General features: G+C 65.6%; 17 protein-coding genes and 1 pseudogene. 11 read left to right on the forward strand and 7 right to left on the reverse strand.

Annotated elements, in window-relative coordinates; genetic code table 11:
• The first annotated feature begins 78 nt into the window (after positions 1-78).
• The gene (locus CP557_RS14970; RefSeq protein WP_097381663.1) at positions 79-1,437 is read left to right on the forward strand and encodes a carboxylate--amine ligase; all 1,359 of its coding nucleotides are present in this window, start codon (positions 79-81) and stop codon (positions 1,435-1,437) included.
• Positions 1,438-1,569: 132 nt separating this feature from the next.
• Complete coding sequence (gene sppA / locus CP557_RS14975) at positions 1,570-2,565, forward strand: signal peptide peptidase SppA (protein ID WP_097381664.1); 996 nt, start codon at positions 1,570-1,572, stop codon at positions 2,563-2,565.
• 21 nt (positions 2,566-2,586) lie between these two features.
• Here the strand turns inward: sppA and CP557_RS23105 are convergent, their stop codons facing one another.
• Positions 2,587-5,973: a hypothetical protein gene (locus CP557_RS23105; protein ID WP_245853020.1), complete on the reverse strand. Its 3,387-nt coding sequence runs from the start codon at positions 5,971-5,973 to the stop codon at positions 2,587-2,589.
• A 157-nt stretch (positions 5,974-6,130) separates the two neighbouring features.
• Here CP557_RS23105 and CP557_RS14985 point away from each other — a divergent pair, with 157 nt between their 5' ends.
• From CP557_RS14985 to CP557_RS15005, 6 genes and pseudogenes are all read left to right on the forward strand, one after another.
• Positions 6,131-7,342, forward strand: a complete 1,212-nt coding sequence (locus CP557_RS14985; RefSeq protein WP_245853022.1) for a DUF373 family protein — start codon at positions 6,131-6,133, stop codon at positions 7,340-7,342.
• Between the two features lie 48 nt (positions 7,343-7,390).
• Positions 7,391-8,119, forward strand: a complete 729-nt coding sequence (locus CP557_RS14990) for a diphthine--ammonia ligase (protein ID WP_097380649.1) — start codon at positions 7,391-7,393, stop codon at positions 8,117-8,119.
• Between the two features lie 121 nt (positions 8,120-8,240).
• Positions 8,241-8,369, forward strand: a pseudogene (locus CP557_RS14995) (diphthine--ammonia ligase); the annotation flags it as partial.
• Between the two features lie 180 nt (positions 8,370-8,549).
• Positions 8,550-9,362 (forward strand): helix-turn-helix transcriptional regulator, encoded by an 813-nt coding sequence (locus CP557_RS15000; protein WP_097380650.1) that lies wholly within the window; start codon positions 8,550-8,552, stop codon positions 9,360-9,362.
• A gap of 268 nt (positions 9,363-9,630) precedes the next feature.
• A complete protein-coding gene (locus CP557_RS23315; RefSeq protein ID WP_281255565.1) occupies positions 9,631-9,762 on the forward strand; it encodes a hypothetical protein in 132 nt (43 codons plus the stop codon).
• A 40-nt stretch (positions 9,763-9,802) separates the two neighbouring features.
• Positions 9,803-10,339 carry an OsmC family protein gene (locus CP557_RS15005; RefSeq protein ID WP_245853023.1) on the forward strand — a complete coding sequence of 179 codons (537 nt, stop codon included), beginning with the start codon at positions 9,803-9,805 and terminating at the stop codon, positions 10,337-10,339.
• Positions 10,340-11,094: 755 nt separating this feature from the next.
• Here the strand turns inward: CP557_RS15005 and CP557_RS15010 are convergent.
• Together CP557_RS15010 and CP557_RS15015 are read right to left on the reverse strand one after the other, a co-directional pair.
• Positions 11,095-11,853 (reverse strand): hypothetical protein, encoded by a 759-nt coding sequence (locus CP557_RS15010; RefSeq protein ID WP_245853026.1) that lies wholly within the window; start codon positions 11,851-11,853, stop codon positions 11,095-11,097.
• 136 nt (positions 11,854-11,989) lie between these two features.
• Positions 11,990-12,961 (reverse strand): sugar phosphate nucleotidyltransferase, encoded by a 972-nt coding sequence (locus CP557_RS15015; RefSeq protein WP_097380651.1) that lies wholly within the window; start codon positions 12,959-12,961, stop codon positions 11,990-11,992.
• A 205-nt stretch (positions 12,962-13,166) separates the two neighbouring features.
• On the opposite strand from CP557_RS15015, the gene CP557_RS15020 reads away from it, so the two are divergent.
• Positions 13,167-13,457, forward strand: coding sequence for a transcriptional regulator (locus CP557_RS15020; RefSeq protein WP_097380652.1), 291 nt, complete (start codon positions 13,167-13,169; stop codon positions 13,455-13,457).
• A 192-nt stretch (positions 13,458-13,649) separates the two neighbouring features.
• Positions 13,650-14,018, forward strand: coding sequence for a DUF7344 domain-containing protein (locus CP557_RS15025; protein WP_097381665.1), 369 nt, complete (start codon positions 13,650-13,652; stop codon positions 14,016-14,018).
• Positions 14,019-14,100: 82 nt separating this feature from the next.
• On the opposite strand, the gene CP557_RS15030 is transcribed toward CP557_RS15025, so the two are convergent.
• Positions 14,101-14,562, reverse strand: coding sequence for a Rieske (2Fe-2S) protein (locus tag CP557_RS15030; RefSeq protein WP_097380653.1), 462 nt, complete (start codon positions 14,560-14,562; stop codon positions 14,101-14,103).
• 144 nt (positions 14,563-14,706) lie between these two features.
• Here CP557_RS15030 and CP557_RS15035 point away from each other — a divergent pair, with 144 nt between their 5' ends.
• Positions 14,707-15,807 carry a saccharopine dehydrogenase family protein gene (locus tag CP557_RS15035; protein ID WP_097380654.1) on the forward strand — a complete coding sequence of 367 codons (1,101 nt, stop codon included), beginning with the start codon at positions 14,707-14,709 and terminating at the stop codon, positions 15,805-15,807.
• 59 nt (positions 15,808-15,866) lie between these two features.
• Here the strand turns inward: CP557_RS15035 and CP557_RS15040 are convergent, their stop codons facing one another.
• The 3 genes from CP557_RS15040 to CP557_RS15050 all read right to left on the reverse strand — a co-directional run bounded on the left by CP557_RS15040 (position 15,867) and on the right by CP557_RS15050 (position 21,610).
• Positions 15,867-17,396 carry a stage II sporulation protein M gene (locus CP557_RS15040; protein ID WP_097380655.1) on the reverse strand — a complete coding sequence of 510 codons (1,530 nt, stop codon included), beginning with the start codon at positions 17,394-17,396 and terminating at the stop codon, positions 15,867-15,869.
• 161 nt (positions 17,397-17,557) lie between these two features.
• Positions 17,558-19,708, reverse strand: coding sequence for an ATP-dependent DNA helicase (locus CP557_RS15045; protein WP_097381666.1), 2,151 nt, complete (start codon positions 19,706-19,708; stop codon positions 17,558-17,560).
• 678 nt (positions 19,709-20,386) lie between these two features.
• A complete protein-coding gene (locus tag CP557_RS15050) occupies positions 20,387-21,610 on the reverse strand; it encodes a putative manganese transporter (RefSeq protein WP_097380656.1) in 1,224 nt (407 codons plus the stop codon).
• Positions 21,611-21,676: the final 66 nt, after the last annotated feature.

Raw genomic sequence — 21,676 nt, forward strand, 5'->3', positions numbered from 1 at the left:
AGGACGGCCGGCGAACGCCGAGGGATCGCATCGCGTAGCCGATCCATAACAATGCGATACGATACCCAGTTGTCGCTCATGCAACGTCACAGGGGCGAGGCTGGCGTGGTCGTACCTGGAATCGACGCGCCGAGTACCGTCGCCTGTCTCCGCTCGCTTCGACCGCGTGGCGTCCGAACCATCGTCGGCTCCGAGTCACGGTCGACTCCGGCAGCCGCCTCGACCTACCGTGACGAGTTCGTCAGTCTCCCCGACCCCGAAACGGATCTCGTCGCGTACGGCGACGCGTTGCTCTCGCTGGCAGAGCGGCCCGACGTTCGGACGATCATCCCAGTCCGGGAGGAAGACGTCTACGTCCTCGCGAACCGAAAGGAGGCCTTCGCCGCCGAGATCGCGACCCCCTGGCCGGAGTTCGAGACGCTCCAACGGGTCCAGGATCGAGTCGAACTCTTCGAGGCCGCCAGCGCGGCCGGCGTCGGCGCTCCCGAGACCGCCCTCCTCGACCAGTGGGACGACTGGGATCGGGAAACGATCGTGAAACCACGCTACACCGTGGCCGCTCCCGCCTATCTCGGTTCGCGGTTCGACGACGCCGAAATCGGTTCGACGGAGTACCAGCGGCCGGGAACGCGACCGGACCCACAGGCAATGCGGGACCGACGGGGACACACCCCGCTCGTCCAGGAACGGATCCCCGACGTACGGGAGTTCGGATTCTTCGCCCTCTACGACCACGGCGAACCGGTCGCGACCTTTCAGCACTGCCAGCGTCGGGGATGGAAGTACTGTGGCGGACCAAGCGCCTACCGGGAGTCGATCCACGTTCCCGCCCTCGAGACCGCCGGGCGGGCGCTACTGGGCGAACTGGAGTGGCACGGCCTCGCGATGGTCGAGTTCCTGCGCGATCCCGCGGACGGCGAGTTCAAGCTGATGGAGATCAATCCCCGGTTCTGGTCGTCGCTGCCGTTTTCCGTCCGGGCGGGCGCGGATTTCCCCCACTACTACTGGCAGCTCGCGACGGGCGAACGGATCGAAACGGGCCCGACGTACGCGGTCGGCATGGGCGGCCACCTCCTCCGGGGGGAACTCAGTTATCTCCACAGCGTGGCGACCGAGGAGTACCCGCTCGTCGACCGGCCCTCGCTGGGCACCGCCGTCCGCGAGGTCGCCACGTCGCTCCTTCGGCACCCCCGATTCGATTACGCGTCCGCCGCCGATCCGGTGCCGTTTTTCCAGGACGGCGTGAACCTCGTGCGAGCGTGGCTCGAGACCCAATCCGATCCGGAGTCCTCGGCCGAAACCGAGATCGAGATCGGGGACGGGACCGTCGTCGAGAGCGACGACCGGGCGGAACCGACGGATACGAACCCCGTTTCGGAGGGGGATCCGACGCGGTCGGCCCAGACCGACGGCGGGTCGCGATCCGAGTCACGGTGACGAGAGAGCAATCTCCGAGCGAAAAAGCGGGTACGCTGACTCGGATCGCAGCGACCGTCCGTGGCTTTGCTCGGAACGTGAACCCTTAACCGGAACCGACCCCAGGTTCCGATATGACTCGAGGTGCTGTCCGTGGTCAGTAGCGGTGGGATAGATCGACTCCTGACGGTCGGCCTCGGCGCGCTCGCGTCCGTCGCGATCGCCGTCGTCCTGTTCGTCGTCTATCCGGAGACGCTGACGGACCTGCTTGGCGTACTGGTCGCGATCGCCGTCGCCCTCGTCGGCGTACGGTTCGCGAGCAACATCGCGGACTCGCTGTTTCCGACCTACGACGTCGCGGAGGTCGCCGTCGAGGGGCCGATCAGCCGAGACGGCGGCGGCGGCCGACTACCCACGAGTCCGGGGTCGACGCCGGCCGACGACGTCGTCGAGCAGATCGATCGCGCGAACGACGACGACAACGTGCGAGCGCTGTTGGTGAAGCTGAACACGCCCGGCGGCGAGGTCGTTCCCAGCGACGACATTCGCCTGGCCGCCGAGCGCTTCGACGGGCCGACCGTCGCCTACGCGACCGACGTCTGTGCCAGCGGCGGCTACTGGATCGCCAGCGGCTGCGACGAACTCTGGGCCCGCGAGGGCTCGATCGTCGGCTCGATCGGCGTCATCGGCTCCCGAGTCAACGCCAGCGACCTCGCCGAGAAGGTCGGCCTCTCCTACGAGCGCTTCGCCGCCGGCGAGTTCAAGGACGCCGGCACCCCGCTGAAGGAACTCGAGGAGAAGGAACGCGAGTACCTGCAGGGAGTGATCGACGACTACTACGAGACGTTCGTCGAGCGCGTGAGCGACGGCCGCGATCTAGAGCCGGAGTTCGTTCGCGATACTGAGGCCCGGATCTACCTCGGCGAGGAAGCCGCCGACATGGAGCTGGTCGATCAGCTCGGTACCCGCCGGGAGATCGAAACCGAACTCGCGGATCGGCTCGACACCGACGAGGTGACCGTCGAGGAGTTCGAACCCGAACGGCCGCTGATGGCTCGCGTCGGAACGGGTGCCCAACGGATCGCGTACGCCTTCGGGGCCGGAATCGCCGGCGTCACCGGCGACCGGGAGTTTCGGCTTCGAACGTAGCGAATCGGTGTCCCTCTCGACTCAGGGCGGGCTCGCTCCCGGCTCCTCGACGGCCAGTGCCCACCCCTCGAGCCACTCGCGAAGGCCCGAATCGGGGACGGACAGCGAGTGCGTGTTCACGGGGAGATCGGGGTAGCCGCCGACCGCGTCCGGATCCGGAATCCAGTAGTCGTACTCCGAGTCGAGCCGATCGTTGCCGGCTCGATCGGCGATCTCCCGGACGATCCGCTCGTCGTTGGCCGTCCGGTCGGCCGGCCGCGCGCCGGCGTACCGGAGGTTGTGTTCCTCGACCTCGCTCGAGGACATCGTTTCGAGGCCGTCGGGCCACAGCGGCCGGGAACTCAGCGAGTCGGTCTCGGCGAAGGGCTGGTCGTCGTCCAGCGGCGGATCGGCGGTGACGTTGTCCTCGTGGTAGGCGGAGCCACCCTCGAGAGGTGCGTCTCCGGTGTCGAGAACGCCGGTGTAGACGTTTCCGACGAAGCTCGTGACGGTCGATCCGTCGGCGTCGGCCGCGTAATCGTAGAAGTACGCGAAGTTGTTGACGACGACCGACTCCGTGTCGCTTTTGAGCCGCGGCACGCGGCCACGGATCTTCGCCCAGACGTTGCCTGCCAGCGTGACGTTGTCGGCGCCGTCGCCGACGAGCGTACCGTAGTTGTGATCGGAGCCGTCGCCGTAGGGGTCGTACAGCCCCTCGTAGATCAGGTTGTTCGTGTAGGTGGTCCGGTTCGTGTCGTAGCCGACGGACAGACACTCGTCGGTCCCCCACGAGGCCGTCACGTGATCGACGACGTTGTTCGTCGTCTCGTCCTCGGTGTTGAACGAGTCGTTGCCCTGGATATTCCCGTCGGAACCGGGGCCGATCCGCGAGCGGACGTGCTGGACGACACAGTCGTCGGCGGCGACCTGCAGCATGCCGTTGATGAACGAGATTCCCGGCGAGGGAGCCGTCTGTCCGGCGATCCAGCACTTATCCTCGGTGACTCGAAGCGTGTCGCCCCCGAGGTCGACGGTGCCGCTGGTCTCGAAGACGACCACGCGCGGGCCACTCGCCTGGAACGGAGCTTCGACCGCGCTGCGGGTCGGTTCCCGTACCCTGTAGACGTCGACGTCGTCGTCGAGCCACGGTGCCGGCGTCGCGAACCCGTCGTCGAGGTCGAAGAACGCGCCACCCGAATCGTCGGCGGCTTCGTCGGTCGTGAACGCAGCTGTCTCGCCGGTGTCGACGTCTCCGTCGTCGGCCTCGGCGACCGCGCGGAACTCGTAGTCGGTCTCGGCCGAGAGCCCGAACACGCTCTGACCGAACTCGCCGGGTTCCGCGAGCGTGTCCGCGCTCGAGCGTTCCCATTCGGCGTCGTCCTCGGCTTCGTCGTCGGCGACGGGGCGGTACTCGAAGGCGACGTCCGCCGAAGACGCCCGGCCGCCCAGCTCCTCGAGCGTGCCGTTCAGCGTCGCCGACGTGCCGTCGACGCTCGTGGCCTCGCCGGTCGTGACGACGGGCTCGGTGTCCGGTCCGGTGGTGGCGAACGTTGCGACCGCGCCGGTATCGGTGTCGCCGTCGCCGGCCTCGACGACCGCACGGAACTCGTAATCGATCTCGCTCGAGAGCGCCGTCAGCTCGGCGCTGAAGGATCCGGGTTCGGACAGCGTCCCGCCGCTCGTGGTCAGCCACGATTCCGCCACAGCGGCGCGGTATTCGAATCCGACGGCCGCCGAGGACGACCCGCCCAGCGAGTCGAGTTGGCCCGAGACCACTGCCGTCGTCTCGGTGATATCCGCGACCGAACCCGTCGCGACCACGGGATTCGTATCGACCGGTGCGCCGTCGTCCCCGGAGACGCTGCCGGCGACCGCGACGTCGCCGATGTCCCGGTTGTGGGTCGGCGAGACGCCCCCAAGCTCGGAGAACTCGGCGGCACACAGGGTTCCCGCGTTGTGGCTGGTGACCGCGAGTCCGAGGTAGCCGCTTTCCTCGAGGTCGATCACGTCGCTCGAGAGTTCGGCCATGAGCGTCCAGTCGGTCCCGTCCGCCGACGCGTACGCGAGGAGCGTGTCGTCGCTCCGGACGAGCCGCTGGTAGCTGGCGTCCATCGTCCCGCCCGAAATCTCGCTCTCGCTCTCGCCGGCGTCGGATGTCAGGCTCGTCGAGTCGCCGCCGCTCTCGGAACGCCACTGGACAGACGTGTCGTGGCCCGGCGTCCGTCGGATCATGACGTTCTTCGCCTCGGGGTCGAGCGATTCGCGGACCATCAGTCCGGCCTTGGCGTACGCGTCGGTCTCCTCGAGGTCGTCGACCGCGACGACGGCGTCGAAGTCGCCGTTGACGTCGGTGAAGTAGTAGTGGCCCTCGTCGGATTCGTTCCAGATGTCGGTGCCGGCGCCCTCGACGACGAGCCCGTCCGTCTGGTCGACTGCGGTCTCGAACGTATTGGTCGATCCCCGATCGGCGTCGCCGTCGCTCGCCTCGAGGACAGCGCGGAACTCGTAGGCGGTATTGACCGAGAGGTCGCCGACCTGGTAGCTGAACGTACCGGTCGCGGAGAGCGTCTGCGAGGGGGTCGCGGTCCACGACCGCGCGCCGCTCGCGCGGTACTCGAAGTATGCGGTCGCCTCGTCGGCACCGCCCAGTTCGTCGACGGCACCGCCGAGGCTGGCCGACGAGGGGGTGACGTTCGAGGCAGACCCCGTCGAAACGACCGGCGCGGGGTCGCTACCACCGCCGGTATCGCCGTCGCTGGTGGAGACGCTGCCGGGAACTTCGACGTCGCCGACGTCGGTGTTTTCGGTCGGTGTGAGCCCCGAGAGGTTCGAAAAGGTCGCCGCACAGAGGGTCCCCGCGTCGTGGCTCGTCACCGCGAGGCCGACGTAGGCGCTGTCGGCGAAGTCGATCGTCCCCGCCGACGGCGAGATTTCGGCGATGAGCGTCCAGTTCTCGCCGTCGTCCGAGCCGTACGCCCGTATCGTCTCCCCCTCGCGAACGAGACGCTGCCAGTCGGCGGTGATCGTTCCGCTCGAAACCCTGCTCAGGTCCTCGCCGCTGTCCGACGTCGTGCTCTCGGCCTGATCGCCGTCGTCCGAACGCCACTGGACGGACGTGTCGTTGCCGACGGTCTTCCGGATCATCGCGTGCTCCTCGTCGTTCGCGAGCGACTGACGGACCATCAGTCCGGCCTTGGCGTACGCGTCGGTCTCCTCGAGGTCGTCGATCTTGACTGTGACGTCGAAGTCGCCGTCGACTTCCTCGTAGTAGTAGTGGAACTCGTCGTCGTCGTTCCAGATGTCGTATCCGCCCCCCTCGATCGCAATCGTCGTCGTTGCTGCTGCGGTCCCGACCGCCCCTGTCGACAGGGCGCCGATGCTTCCTGCGCCGATTGTTTGCAGGAACGATCGTCGTTTTTGTTTAGTCATTCGGTATGCAATTTAATCACTATATTTTGAGTAAATAAATGTTACTCGTCCGCTCCGATCGTGCGGAACGAAGACCGGTTTGGCGGCCGACCGTGCGGACCGCTCTCCGGCTACCGAGTAAGTGGTTTTATCGTTGCAGAGGGTCCAATCCCTATCCGTGACAACGCTGGTCGTCTGCCTCGACCGGACCGACGACGTGGGCCGCAAGACCGGTCTCCGTTCGCCGGTCGTCGGCTGGGAGGCAGTCCGCGCGCTCGTAACCGACGTCGGCCTCGCGGATCCGGAAGACTCCGGGGTCAACACGTTACTCGAGTCGCTGCGGGTCGCCCAGAACCTCCGCGACGAAAACGAGGAGGTCGTCGTCGCGGTCGTCTCGGGCGACCACGAGTCGATGGTGTCGGCCGACCGGGCCGTCGCCGAGCAACTCGACGATCTCATCGCCGACCACGAGCCGGACTCGGCGGTCGTCGTGACCGACAGCGCCGAGGACGAACGGCTGATTCCGATCGTCGAGAGCCGCGTTCGCGTCGACTCCGTCGATCGGGTCGTCGTCCGCCAGGCTCGCGATATCGAGTCGACGTACTACCTCCTCAAGCAGTTTCTCGCGGACGAGGAGCTCCGCCAGACGGTGTTGATTCCGATCGGGCTAACGCTGCTTGTCTTCCCCCTGCTCGCGACGACCGTCGGACCCGCCGAGGGGGCCGCCGCGATCACGACGGTCATCGGCCTGTTCCTGCTCTACAAGGGGTTCAACGTCGACGAACTCCTGACCAGGCTCGCCCGCCAGACGCGAGAATCGCTGTACTCCGGACAGGTATCGGTCGTGACCTACGTGGTCGCGGCCGGACTCACGTTCGTCGGCCTGTTCGTGGGCGCGCTGGGCGTCTCGAATCTCGGCGAGACACCCGGCGTCGTGATTCCGGCGATGCAGTTCGCGTACGACAGCATCCCCTGGTTGGCGATGGCCGCACTGACCGCCAGTGCTGGCCGCCTGCTCGACGAGGCAATCCGTGACGACCCGATTCGAAGCTCGTTTCTCAACCTCCCGTTCATCGTCGTCGCCGTCAGTCTGGTCGTCCGCGGGTTCTCAGCGTACTTCCTCGAGCAACAGGACGTCATCGGTCAGTTCGTCGTCCCGGCCAACGAGTTCCTCATCTTCTCGAACGAGCGGTTCGTGATGGGAACCGGCGAACGACTCGCGCTGTTCGTCGTCAGCGCGATCGTCATCAGCCTCGTCGGGGCACGGATCGCCGCCGCCGTCAGCGGCTCGAGCGACGCTGCCGATCGGACCGACGGCGGATCGGACCCGGAGCTCACCGACGGCGGGGCCGACACGACCCCCGACGCCTCCGAGGAGCGGACCCGGTAAGCTCGCCCGACTCGGTATCCATTTACCCCTCCTCCGCGACCACCGACCATGAGCGATGCAGACGGCGCGTGGGTGAGCCTCTTTTCGGGCGGCAAGGACTCGTCGTGGGCGCTGTATCGGGCCCTCGAGCGGGAGCTGCCGGTCGAGCGACTGGTCACTGTCCACCCCGCAGGCGACTCGTACATGTATCACGTCCCCGCGACCGAGCTGGCCGCGCTGGCGGCCGAAAGCATCGGCATCGAACTGGTCGACGTCGAACCCGACGACTTCGCGGCCGACACGGCCACCGACTCGAGCGTGCAGGGCGACGACGAACTCGAGCCTCTCGAGGCCGCCCTCGAGGCCCTCGATCGCGACCTCCCGGGGGGGATCGCGGGCGTCACCGCGGGAGCCGTCGAGAGCGAGTATCAGACGAGCCGCATCCAGGGAATGTGTGACCGGCTGGGCTGTGATCTCTTCGCTCCGCTCTGGCAGGAAGACCCCGCGGAGCTGGCCGACGCGATGCTCGAGGCCGGCTTCGAGATCGAGATTATACAGGTCGCCGCTCACGGCCTGGACGAGTCCTGGCTCGGTCGAACCCTCGATCGAGAAGCGATCGCGGAGCTCGAGACGCTCCACGAGGAGTACGGCGTCCACATCCTGGGTGAGGGCGGCGAGTTCGAGACGTTCGTGGTGGACGGACCACACATGGATCGGCGGATCGCTCTCGAGTACGAACCCGAATGGGAGGGGACGCGGGGCCGGGTGCGAATCACTGACGCGCGACTCGAAGAGTAGGTGTCGTACCGCGAGTGAGCGAGGGCGCGGCGCTTTGTGCCGCGACCCGGCGAACGAGCGGGATTTTTTGGTCCAGATTTTTGCGCGATGGGTGAGGGTACGAAGTGACCGAACCCGAGCGGAAAAAGGTGGTTCCGAGACGTTCGTGGTGGACGGACCACACATGGATCAGCGGATCGCTCTCGAGTACGAACCCGAATGGGAGGGGACGCGGGGTCGGGTGCGAATCACTGACGCGCGACTCGAGTGAGGGAGAGGTGACAGCGCAGCAGGTCCGCGCCGTCTTTGGAGGTGCTCAAACCGTCGCGTATCCCCTCTGACGCCGTGTTGAACCCCCAGGCCGATCGATAGCGGATGATGCGGCTGGGCTATGATTGCTCGTCGCATGAGAGAGCCGAATCGTTTTCACACTTGTTCACGTAACTCAAACATGGCAAGTGATAGCATACCATATAGAGAGGCGGAGTCACCGATCGACGACATCGCGTATCTCGCACGGTCCCAACATCGCGTTCCGGCGCTCGTCGCGCTGACGGAGCGCCCTCGAAGTCGCTCTGAACTCTGTGAATTGACCGGCGTCTCGTCTTCCACGATACGGCGGACGTTGGACGAGTTCGAAGACCGCATCTGGGTCCGCAAAGACAGCTACCAGTATACAGCAACACGGCTGGGTGAGGTAATCGCGTCGGGGATAGTAGACCTGATCGAACGGGTCGAAACGGAGCGGAAATTGCGTGACGTCTGGCACTGGCTCCCCGACGTGGTCAGCGAATACCCCCTCGAGACGTGGGCAGCCATGTCCGTCACAGTCGCCGAACCCGATGCGCCCTACCGCCCGGTGAATCGATTCGAGTCACTTCTCCAGGAGACGAACGAGCTTCGATTCGTTCGTCCCGAAATTGCCCTGATGGAGCCTTGCTTTGACGTTCTTCGACAGCAGGTCGATGCGGGAGTGGACGTCGTTCTGGTGGACCGACCACACAGCCACACGTATTTTCTTTCGACGTACCCGGAGCGCAGTGCAGAGATGATGCAACAGGACAATTTCACGGTGTTAGAACACGACGACCTTCCACCGCACGGAATCGGAGTTCTCGACGAGCGCGTCGCCATCAGCTGTTACGAACGGGATAGCGGGACGGTCCAGGCATTGATCGACACCGACGCAGCGGCTGTCCGCGAGTGGGCGCAGTCGGTGTTCGAAACGTACACAGCAGAGGCTCAGCCAGTCGAACCCCAGTAGAATAGAGACTACTGATTTCGTTGCTGGACGTGCGTGATGCGTCGGCTTGTTCGCGGGGTTCGTGCCGGGGTCGGCGAGGAGACGGTCGGGTCCGACCGTCCTCGGTTTGTTCGGGGGGTCGGCAGGGAGACGGTCAGTCACGGTTGTCCTCGAGTCGCAGGGAACGCTACTTTTCAGTGACTGCCACAACAGCAGTTCCCGGCGCGCTGTCACGAAGTAACTACAGTATCCTCGCCAGCGTAGCGTCACTGGCAGGGAGGCACCTCACATGACAGACACCCAGCAGACCGCACATGGCATCGACCTCGAAACGCTCGACGGGTTCGCCGAACACGCCGCCGAGAACCCCGACGCGGTCCAGCTCGGGCTCCGTGCGTCCGCGACCTATAGTAGCAACTGAAACGATTTACACACTGATCGCAACGTTGTCGTGCGATCAGGTGTGCAATGACTTTCAGTTGCTACTATACGAGGGGACGGCCGCACACAGCCTGGCGAAGATCGACAGCTACGACCTCGGTGGCGAGACGATCCCTCGTGAAACGCGCGAATACACGATTCCGTACGGAGGCTGGAAGGAAGTGTTGGACGCCGGTGGGTGGGTCGGCGCGACCGACCGGATGGAACCGATAGAAGTGGCGCTGTCGGCGCTCGCCGCCTGTATCAACGTCGGCATCAGCATCAATGCCGCCGCCAACGGCGTGGACATCGAGCACCTCGAGACGCGCGTCGGAACCGATTTCGATCCCGCGGTTCTCTTCAGTCTCGAGGAACTCAAAGCGGCTGACTCGGTTTTCGAGAACCTCACCGCTGAGGTCGAGATCGACGGCGAGGATCTCGATCGGGACCTGATCGACGAATGGGCGCGGCGGGCACCCGTCTACACGTTCGTCTCCCTCGCTCAGGACGTCGATATAGCCATCAACACGCCCGCCGAGGTGGCGGGCGACGACTACCCGGTGACCACCGACGAGTGAAGCCCTCGATACGGAGACACTCGAACGCGAGGGCGAGCCGATGGAACCGGGATGTCGCAGGGTCCGCCGAGGCGGCGTTCCACTCCGAGACGGGCCGGATGAGTTACGGACGATAGAATCAAACGGTTTGCTGTCCCGATTTACCGGCGACGCTACGACCCCGTCCGTGGGGTCGGCGGCTTGCTCGTCGTCAGGAACGAGGGAGACACCAGCGTCCGGAAGTCGCTGTCAAAGACGAAGCTGTGTTCAACGCGCGAACAAAACGGACTGTAGTAGAGGTCCCCTCCTCATCGGTAATGTTTATGAGTCATGTGCTAAAGATATCAAATATTTTAAATCCTTGGTGTGAATACCGCAGAACGAAATGGGGGAGCTAAGTGCTGAAAGCAGACAACACTTGGAGGAAGCGTTACAGAACGATGATCCATCGGAGAAGGATTTCCACGTTCGACAAGTACTACAGGTGTGTGGGGTAGACGATCTTCCGAACGAAGTAAAATAGAGCGACTACGTTCTCATCCGTTCAGTGGTCCATCTGTATCGAGTGCGTCGGTGACCCGCACAGTACGGGACCGAGACTCGTGGAGCCGGTCGGAACGCTTCGAGTGACGAGCCAATCGCTACGGGTCCGTCCGGTGAAGGGTTCCGCACGATCGAGGGCGACCGAGACCTGTTCGTCCGGGAGCTATAGTCGCCACTGAGAGTCATTGCACACCTGATCGCGCGACAACGCACCGATCAGCATGTAAATGGTTTCAGTGGCTACTATACCCGCCCGAGTTCGGCGATCGGGCGGTGACTGCGTCGATCGACCGTGCATGGACGCCGGCGACGGCCTCGCGATCGTCCTCGTCCGTCCCCGTCCACCACGCGAGCCGGTCGATCTCGAGTGGCGAGTACGACGATGTCATCGCCAGCCACTCGCCGGACGCGATCGTCCGCAGAGCCGTCGTCGTTTCGAGGGGCGAGGACTCGAGTTCGGCGTCGATGCGGTCGATCAGTGCGACGACCGGTGGGGCGGGCCTGATCGTCTCGACGCCCGCGAGCTGGCGCAGGTACTGGAACGTCGAGGGGCCGACGCCGGCGATCGAGCCGATGGGGTCTGCCTCGTACCGGTAGTGATCGGCCCTGCTCGCCCACTCGAGCAGTGCGTCGAGATCGTCGGCTTCCGGTCGCTCTGCGAGGACGCACGCGGCCTCACAGAGGACGTGTCGTTTCCGCTGGGCACCGAAGGCGGCCACGAGTTCGTCGTCCTCGGGGTCGAGCGCGGCGAGGTCCCCGAAGGAGTCGACGCGGTCGCTCGCGACGAACGACTCGTGAAACCGGGCGACGGTAGGTGCGATGCCGTCGACGAACCCCTGGCCGGTCGTCGAGGCGGCGGCCTCCGCGAGGAGCAACGGGGGATCGTCGCCGGTCCAGCGCCGATACTCGCGGAACTCAGCCGCGAGCTCCTCGTAGGGCGTGCCGTTCGCATACGGCTCGAGGAGCGGCTCCACTGCCGTGTCGGGACTCATACGCGTTGTCCACACCTATCATACTGGGGACTGATAGCTGTACCGACCGGTTCGGGGCGTCGGCCGCCGGCCGCGTGTCCTCGGGTTTCCAGCAAGCAGGTCGGCACTACGGTCGGAATCCCCGAAGAAGAGAGCGCTACTCCGTCCCGTTCGTGATGGTCGTGTGCGCGCCGATGAGCGCCCCCGCGAGATCTAGCTCCTCGAGATGGGTCCCCTCGTCGATGATCGAGCGGCGGATGTCGCCGTCTCGAACCGTCGCGTTCGGGAAGATGATCGTCTGCTCGAGCGTCGTTCCCTCGAGGGTCACGTCGTCCATAACGTGGACGTTCTCGCCGATGGTGGTGTCTTCCAGCGTCGCGGAGCCGGCGACGAGCGAGTCGCCATCGAGGTGCCAGGCGACGGCGTCGAGATAGCTCTCGGGGGTGCCGATGTCGAACCACGCGCCCTCGAAGGTGTAGGCGTAGGTGGGTTCGCGGTTCTGGAGCCACTGGACGAACCAGCCGGGCTCGTCGGGGTTGTTGCCGTCCTCGAGGTAGGTCTCCAGGAGATCGAGCGAGGTCCGTGGGAACGCATAGCAGGCGATCGAGACGAGCGTGCTCTTGGGATCGGCGGGCTTCTCCTGGAAGTCGACGACGCGGTCGCCCTCGAGATCGACGAGCCCGTAGGATTTGGCCTTCTCGCGGGAGCCGACGTCGTAGGCGGCGAGCGTGGGTGCGTCTCGCTCCTGAAACTCGTCGAGGAAGTCGGCGACATCGAAGCTGATCAGGTTGTCGCCGGCGATGATCAGGAGATCGTCGTCGACGTTCTCGCGGTCGATCAGCTGTGCGAGCGCGCCGACGACGCCGAACTTGTCGTCTTCCTCGGTCGTCTCCTCGACCGAGAGTTGGGGTTTCTCGAACTCGCTGTCGGCGAGGTGAGCCTCGAAATCGGGAGCGAACCGCTCGTTGGTGCTGACGTAGACCTCCTCGATCCGATCGTCAGCCTCGAGTTCCGCGAAGATGCGATCGACGACGGTCGACTCGCCGATCGGGAGAAACATCTTGGGCCGATGTTTGGTAATCGGCCACATTCGGGTCGCGTACCCGCCTGCGAGGACGACGGCCTTCATAGGCCGGACTTCACTTGGGGAAGGTAAGTTACTTGCCCTTTCACTGGATCCGAAACCGTCGCCCGATCGACCGACCAACGGCCCAGGCGGAGCGAAAAACGGACGCTCGCTGCATTCCCGTTCGTGTGATCGTCACATTCGGTCCGTCACCCATCAACTGACCGATAGCCGGCAGTATAAATACGGAGCACCCATGAGCCAACGTATGCGAGAGGCCGACGAAACGACGCGACAGAAACTCGCAGACGCCCTGCGTGCCGAGCCGGCGACCCCGAGCGAACTCGCGACGCAGCTCGATCTCACGCCCCACTCGGTAGTCCGCCACGCCGAGCACGTCTCCCGTTCGGTCGAGGGAACGGACGAGCAGTTGCTCGTCGCACCGCCGACCTGTCGGGACTGTGGGTTCGACGACTACGACGACCTGTTGAATCTCCCCTCGCGGTGTCCCGACTGCAAAAGCGAGTCGATCGACGAGCCGACCCTCACGATCGAGTGACGGAACCTGACAGTCGAGCCGGGATTATTGTCGTTGCTAACTACCGATGACGGATCGGATTCGACACTCATATTTATGGCGCAGGTGAGAACCCGATACGAACCCTCGAGCGAACGGCAGCCGCGTCCGATCGACGGTAGCTGTCGACTCCGTTCTCCGTCCTGTCCGTTCGACTCGAGAACGACGGAACACATGACTTCCAAATCCCACTCGGAGCGTGACTGCGTCGAGTCCGTGCGGACGACCCTCGACTGGCTCGACGACCACGACTCGGCCGGCCCGTCGGACGAGTCGTTCGACGCCGCGTTCGCGCTTCTCGCCGATCAGCGCCGCAGGTTGTTGCTCACTGTGATGCGAACCTACGGCGAGGAACTGACGCTGCCGGACGCGGCGGAGGAAGTCGCCGTTCGCGAAACCGGACACAACGTGACGAACATTTCGGCAGAACGGGTCCAGGAGGTCTATCTCTCCCTGTATCACGACCACCTCCCGCGACTGGTCGATGCCGGCCTGCTCGAATACGACCAGGAGCGGGATCTGGTAGCACCCGACGGGATCTAGTACCGTTCCACCCGTCGACTGCAGGGTCGAGTCCGGTGGGACGATCCCCAGTGCCGGCATGGACCGCCACTAGCGGCGGGGGCTAGAACTCGACGTTCGAGGTCGACGTCCGATCGATATCGTCGCTCTCGAGCGGGCCAGTACCGCGGAACTCGTACTCCTCGTCGGTCAAGTAGACGTCGCCGTCGACGACGGTGGTCTCGAGATCGGTGAGGTAGGCCCCCTCGCAGGGGCCGAACGTACAGTGGCCGGAGTCGGCCTCGAAGTACGCACCGTGGTTCGCACAAACGAGTTCGCCGTCTCGCATCGGTGCACCGGAGCCTTTGTCGAGTTTGATGTGTGTGAGATGCTGGCAGTAGTTCAGCCAGCAGGCGACGGCATCGCCGTCCGTCTCGGTACGGTCCGGTTCGCCGCCGTCCGTCGTCGCCGGTTCGGTTGCGACGAGAATCGCTTCCCGTTCCTCGCCGGACCCGTCGGCGACACGGAAGAGAAACGTCGAATCCTCGGGAATGGCCGAAAGCGCCGTGATCCGTCCTGTTTCCATCGCGTTCGGCTTTCGAGTCGGTCGTCCTGAACGTTACGGAACGGTACAAACGAAGACGGTCCGTTGCAGGGCAGACGGCCGTCGCGACACCGAACGGGTACCCGTCCGACGGAGTTTTAACTCCATCTCCACCCAACACTGCCTATGGACTCCCTTCTCATCTACGGTGCCTACGGCTATACGGGCCGACTGATCGCACGCGAGGCCGTCGCGCGTGGTGGCTCGCCCGCTATCGCCGGACGTGACGGTCGCTCGGTCGCCCGTCAGGCCGACGAACTCGGCGTCGAAGGGCGAACGTTCGACCTCGCGGCTCCCGATCTCGACGATCATCTCCGCCCCTTCGACGCCGTGTTGAACTGTGCCGGACCGTTCGTCGACACGGCCGAGCCGCTGGTCGAGGCCTGTCTCGAGACGAACACGGGGTATCTGGATATCACGGGCGAGTTCTCCGTCTTCGAGTCCCTTCGCCAGCGCGACGGCGCGGCCCGCGAGTCGGGGGTCCCGCTCCTGCCCGGCGTCGGCTTCGACGTGGTTCCGTCGGACTGTCTGGCGGGGTTTCTCCACGAGCAGCTTCCCGACGCGGATCGACTGGCACTCGGAATCAAGGGCAGCAGCGACCTCTCGCGGGGGACGGCCCGCACGCTCGTCGAACAGCTCGGCACGGGCGGGGTCGTTCGGCGGAACGGCCGGCTCGTACAGGTTCCAACCGCGTTCCGAACCCGCGAGGTCGACTTCGGCGACGGTCCCGAACACGCCGTCACGATCCCGTGGGGTGACGTCGTCACCGCGTCCCACACGACCGGTATCGAATCGATCGAGGTCTACGTTGCCACACCCTCGTGGGCGACCAGCGCCCTTTCGGCCGTCGATTCGCTCGAGTGGCTCCTCGAACGCCGGCCCGTCAAGGGCGTGTTGAAACGACTGGTCGACGCACGCCTCGACGGGCCGGACGGACGGCGGTTGGCGACCGGGAGCGCCGTCGTCTGGGGCGAAGTCGTCGACGACGATACCGGCAGGCGGGCCTGTGCCCGACTCAGAACGCCGAACCCCTACGCGCTCACGGCCGAGTCAGCGGTGACGGCCGCCGAGCGGGTTCTCGAGGCCGGAGATCGAGACCTAGCCGGATTCCAGACGCCGGCGTCGGCCTTCGGAACCGAGTTCGCCCTCGAGTTGCGGGGGACGGAGCGGGAACTCGTGACCGCTCCGGATGCCGCCGATCGACCGCCCGTCGAGCCCGAGCACTGACCGACGTCACCGCGTCGGAAGAACCCGCCCTCGAGCGTGACGCCCACGTTTGGTTCGTCTTAGAGAAACAGGCGGTAGTAGTACGGACTCACGAATCCTTCGATAACGGCTGCGATCGCCAACAGGATGCCGACGCCGACGAGCACCCAGAAGGCCCGCTCGAGTGCGTCCGCGAGCCCCGCCCGCGTCTCGCGACCCCGCCACGTTCGCCAGGCGGTGACGCCCACGGAGATGCCGAGCGCGCTGGCGACGAGGATCGCCGGGATCTCGAGGACGCCGTGTGGGAGCACGAAGGCGGCGAGTTCCGCGGGATCGACCTCGAGCCGGGCGATGAGTCCGAGGAAGACGCCGTTGAACAGCAACGAAACGATCGCCGGAATCGCGAGTGCGGTGCCGCCGTAGGCGGTCGTGAGCGCGACCAGCCAGTTGTTACCGAACAGTTCAAGGGCGGCCGTGGGTGGAACGTGCCCCTGGAGTCGAGCCGCGATCGACGTCTCGACCGTGCCGACGAACGGTCCGGCCGCGAGCCAGCCGAGCCCGAACCCGAGGACGGCGAGCCCGATCACCAGCGCGTGTGTTCCCGGCGTCGCCCGCACGAACGTCGTCAGTTCGCCCCAGCCGCGTCGGAGCCCGGCCCGAAACTGGGTCCGAAGCGACCGCGTCGGCGGCTCGGGCGGCGTCAATCGATCCCGGTAGTCACAGTAGACGGCCGTCTTCAGCAGATCGAGCACCGGGAACAGGACCAGCGGGGCGAGCAACGAGCCGACGGTGGCGACGTTGACCAGCGAGAGGAGTCCAGTAACGGCGACGAAGCCGCCACCCATCACGAGAGCGATGACGTAGTAAAAGATCGCTTCGACCGGCTGTGTGCGGACGAACGCCCCCGCGCTGCGCACCGACCCGAAGACGCCGGCGTCGTCGACGACGATCGCGACCGATGCGAACGCGAACAGCGCTCGAACGAGAACGAGAGGGACGATCGCGACGACGATCGCCAGCCCGACCACGAGGACGGCGACGCCCATCGATTCGGCCGCCAGCGAGGCCACGCCGGCGATCAGCGCCGCTCCGATTCCGACGGTCGCGAGTATCGCCATCCAGCACAGTACCTCGAGCACGAAGAGCCCGAGGAACCGCGGCCAGTAGCGGCGGGCACCCGCGAGCCCGGCCACGAGCCCGCGGTCGTCTCGCAACCGACCGTAACAGGCTGCGAGTTGCCCCGCCGCGACGGCGGCGGTAAGCAGGACGAACAGCAACAGGCTCACGACGATCGTCACGACGGCGAGGGCGGCAAGCGGCGGCGTGAGTAGCTGCTCGACGATCGGCTCGAGACCGGTTGCCCACGCTTCGACCGCCTCGGGATCGGCGTTGGGATCGGTCGGTGGCGGCTCGAGGTCGGCAAGCTGGGTTCGAATCGACTCCAGACGACCGGTCGTCGCGAGGAAGAGTACGCCGGCGGCGATCGCGACGAACGGAACGACCCGCACGATCGCGGCGACCGCGACGCCGAGGACGTACATCGGCAGGATGTCTCCCGGTCGACGACGGAGGACGGCGACGACGGCAGCGAGGAAATCCGAAAGCGCCATACTGACCGTTGGGTCGCGTGTAAGTTAAATGAACGCTCTCGCCGGGCGCACCCGTTCCCAACGCTCCATCGGGGCGTAGCGAAAGCTCCGAGGAGGTCATGACTGTGCTCCGCTTTGCCGGGACGACCCGGAGCGCGTCGAGACGATCGGAGCGGGGGCGACTATGGGGTCGGCGGCTCGCCGTCGTATTCGTCGTGCCCGCCGTAGAAGTTGAGCATCGCGAACTTGAGTTTGTCCGGGGCGATGTCGATCAACTCCTCGCGTTCCTCGTGTGGGAAGGTGCCGTTGACGCTGTACCTGCCGAGATCCGGTTTGGCCTGCCTCGAGTAGCGGCGATCGAGCAGCGCGCGGACGCCGACCTCCTCCGGGGAGCGGATGACTCGCCCCAGCGCCTGTCGGGTCTTGCGGACCGTCGGGATCTCGACGGCGTAGCGCCAGCCCGTGTCGGTGCCGTCGAAGGCCACGTCGTAGGCGTCCTGAACGGCTTCGGCCCGGTCGTCCAGATGCGGGTAGGGAACGCCGACGACCAACACCGTGTGGGCATCGTCGCCGTCGAAGCTCACCCCCTCCGCGAGGGTTCCCCACAGCGAGGTACAGAGCACCGCGCCGTCGTCCGCGACGAACTGCTGGCGAAGCTCCTCGACGGACTGGCCCGGTTCGTCCAGATAGAGCGTCCGATCGCTTCGGCTCGCGAGTCGGTCGGCGTACCGACTCGCCTCGCCGTAGTTGGGGAAGAACGCGAGCGTGTTGCCGGGCGTCATCCGGACGGCATCGTGGATCGTCTCCGCCACCGTCTCCTGAACCGCGGGGTCGTCGCGATCCGAGGAGAACAGCGGCGGCGTCTCGACGGCGTACGTTCGGCGGTTCTCCTCGGGGAACTCCAGCCCGTAGGCCATCGTCACTGCGTCCTCGAGGCCGAGCACGTTCTCCGTGACCTCGAAGGGGTGGATGGTCGCGCTCATCAGGACGGTCGCGTGGACCTCCTCGAACAGCTGGCCGGTCACCTGCCGGGGGAGACAGGAGTACAGCTCCGCGCGGCCGTAGACTTCGTCGGTCCCGGCGTCTCGGGTGACGGAAACCACCGGATAGAGCCCCTCCGCCGAGCTCTCGGTCATCCACGCGCTGACGAAGCCGGCGGCCTGCAGGGTCTGACACTCCGTGCGCGTGGCCGTCTCGCCCTCCCGATAGGCCTCCTCGTATTGCTCGTCGAGTTCCTGCCCGAGTTTCATCGCGGCCTCGAGGTCGTCGTCGATCCCCCGGCCGGAGTAGCGCTGGAGGAACTCGAGCGTGAGGTCGTCCTTGCGGTCCTCGTTGGCGATGGGGACGTCGGACCAGTTGTCGCCGATCCCCTCGCGATCGCCGAATCCGAAGGCGTCCTCGTAGGTCTCGACGAGCGCGCGGTGGAAGGCCGAGAGGACGTTCGCGGCGTCTTCCGAGCGCGGGTCGTCCGTCTCGGCCAATTCGTCCAGCGCGGAATCGAAGGTGCGCTCGGAGCAGGTCCGGGTCGCGTGCTCGCGGGCGGCGTCCTCGACGTTGTGGGCCTCGTCGAAGACGGCGATCACGTCGTCGGGATCCCGTCCCAGCCACCGGAAGAACTGCTCGCGAATCGTCGAATCGAGCAGGTGGTGGTAGTTACAGACGACTAGATCGACGCCCTCGATTCCCTCCTTGAGGAGTTCGTAGCCGCAGAATTGCTGCTGTTCGGCGTACTCGTAAATGTCGTCGGGCGTCCGGACGTCCTCGAAGAGCCAGCCGAAGAAGTCGTCCGTATTCTGCGTAAGGTTGTTCCGGTAGTAGTCACAGACGTTTTGCTCCTCTAAATCTTCGAGGCGCTCCTCGATGTCGTCGAGTTCGTCCATGACGGCGCTGCGGGCGTCGGCCGCCGAGCCGTCGCCCTCCTGACTCTCGGCCAGCAGTTCGCGCTGGCGACGCTCGAGTTGCTCGCGGTCGCGTTCGGCGTCGACGACGGCACGGGTGTTGTCCCGCAGGACCTGACACTCCTCGTAGCCGACGTCGATGTGACACATCGACGATTTCCCCTTGAAAACGACCGCACGGATCGACTCCTCGCGGGTGATCGCGCGGGCTTCGGCGACGAACTGGCGCATCTGCTGGTGGACGTTCGTCGTGATGACGACCGTCTTGTCCTGCTCGCGGGCGACCTCGAGGGCCGGAACCAGCGACGAGAGGGACTTGCCGGTCCCGCAGGCTCCCTCGAAGAGCACGTCCTGGCCCCGATGGAGGGAATTGTGGATGCGGTCCATCGCCTCCCGCTGGTTCGCGTAGGGCTGGTCGTACGGGAAAAAGCGCATGTACCCGGCTGTCTCGGACACACCGGACGATAGGTTCGCGATGCGATAAAAGGATTCGTCTCGGATCGGGGTTCAGTATATAACGCGACTCGAGAAGTATTACGCTCCAGGCACCTGGTGGGTCGGAAACGTCCCTCGAGTCGCGCATCTCGCTCGAGGGAGGGTCGAACGAGCCGGCAAGGGAGGACGGAACCGGTCGACGCGATCAGTTCGTCGATCAAAGGGGTGTGACTCGAGGGCGGTCACCTGGATGCGATCAACGGTGGCCCGTGAGCAGTCATATCGGGTGGTCGACCCGAAAACCAGTGGGGCTGGGCGAACGGAGCAGTGAACTCGACAGAAAGACGGAGCGTGCCGTTCCGGGAACACGGAACCGCCACGTCCTCCCCAGCCGATTCGTTCGCTCGTTACAGTCGCTCACTCATCCCTCGCGTGGGGTCGTGCAGACGGTTCGCCGTCGGCGAACCGTCGCACAGCACGCGCCGCCGCATGCCGGTTGACCGATCAGCGTGATCCCTCGTCCCGTTCCAGGCAGGACGGCCGTTCTAGTCCCCCTTCAGCACGGACGGTGGGAGCGATAGTAACGACTGCGACTAGTTACGCACTGATGGCACAGCTGTCGTGCGATCAGGTGTGTGGTGACGTGGAATGGCTGTTATCGGTGGCGACGACTCGAGGTCAGAGCACGCCGAACCCGAACTCGGCCATGCCGAAGACGGGGCTCCACAGGAAGTGGAGCGCGACGCCGACGACGACGGCTGGCAGGAAGTTGTAGATCGTGGCGACGATGGCGGCCCTGGCGTCGACGGCCAGCAGCGGGAACAGGGCGTCGCCGTCCTGGGCGATCGCGTTGGCGCTCAGCGCGGAGAAGGGGAGCCCACCCTCGGCGTAGACGCTCGCCAGGAGAATCTGGGGGCCACAGCCGGGAATCAGGCCGACGACCGCGCCGCCGATCGGGGCCAACACGCCCGCCGCCGCGGCAACGGTGGCGACGTTCACGCCGGTGAAAAGGACGGCGTACTCGTAGACGAGGAAGGCCACGAGCACCCAGACGGTGACGAAGCTGGTCTCCATCGCCGCGTGGGTGAGCGTGTCGTAGATCGACCCGAAGGAGTCTCGAGCGCGGGCGATCTCTCCCTCGCCGACGTAGTGACGGCCGATCGCGTAGAGGTACAGCGACAGGACCGCGCCGACGATACCGGCGACGGTAAACAGGCCGTCGAAGCCGAAGTCCGCAACCAGCGCGACCTCGGGGCCGCCACGGAACAGGTAGAGCGTCCCGAGGACGAGTCCCGCGACGGCGGCGACCCACCACAGGACGTGTGCGAGGTGCGAGAGCGGGGTGAGGACTCGAGAGTGGCGATCGGGTCCCGTTTCGTGTGCATGGGTAGGGGCCGCGCAGCCATAGTCGTGGGCGGGGTTGGGACCGACGCCGCTGTTGACCACAGTGCCGCCGTCGGCCATCGCCGGCGAGAGTTTCGCGACGGCGTTGTCGACGCGACCGACGCCCAGTCCGAACTCGTCGACGAGGTAGCCGGTGGCGACGGAGGCCGCGAACGCGATGGCGTAGGCGTAGATCGCAGCCTCGGGCGCGAGCGCGAGGATGACGAACGCCGAGTCGCCGGCGGTCGCGCCCAGCGTCGCGACCACGGTACCGAAACTGACCGTCCCGCGGACGTACAGCGGCATGACGACGATCGCGCCGCCACAGCCCGGTGTCAGCCCCAGCAGGCCGCCAAACAGTACTTGCAGCCGCTCGTTGCCCTCGATCGCACCGATCACGGCTCCGTCGGTCCAGTACTGGATCAGGCCGAACGCTAACACCGTCACCGCGACGAACGCGCTCACCTGGACGTAGCCGTCCCGCAGCGATGCGAGAAAGACCTCCAGCACCTCGTTCATTGCGTCTCACCCGTATATTGGCTTCGGGTGAACCAAAGATTAGACATCTCTAAAAACGGATTTAGC

It is taken from the genome of Natrinema ejinorense (assembly GCF_002494345.1).
Taxonomy (GTDB): Archaea; Halobacteriota; Halobacteria; order Halobacteriales; family Natrialbaceae; genus Natrinema; species Natrinema longum.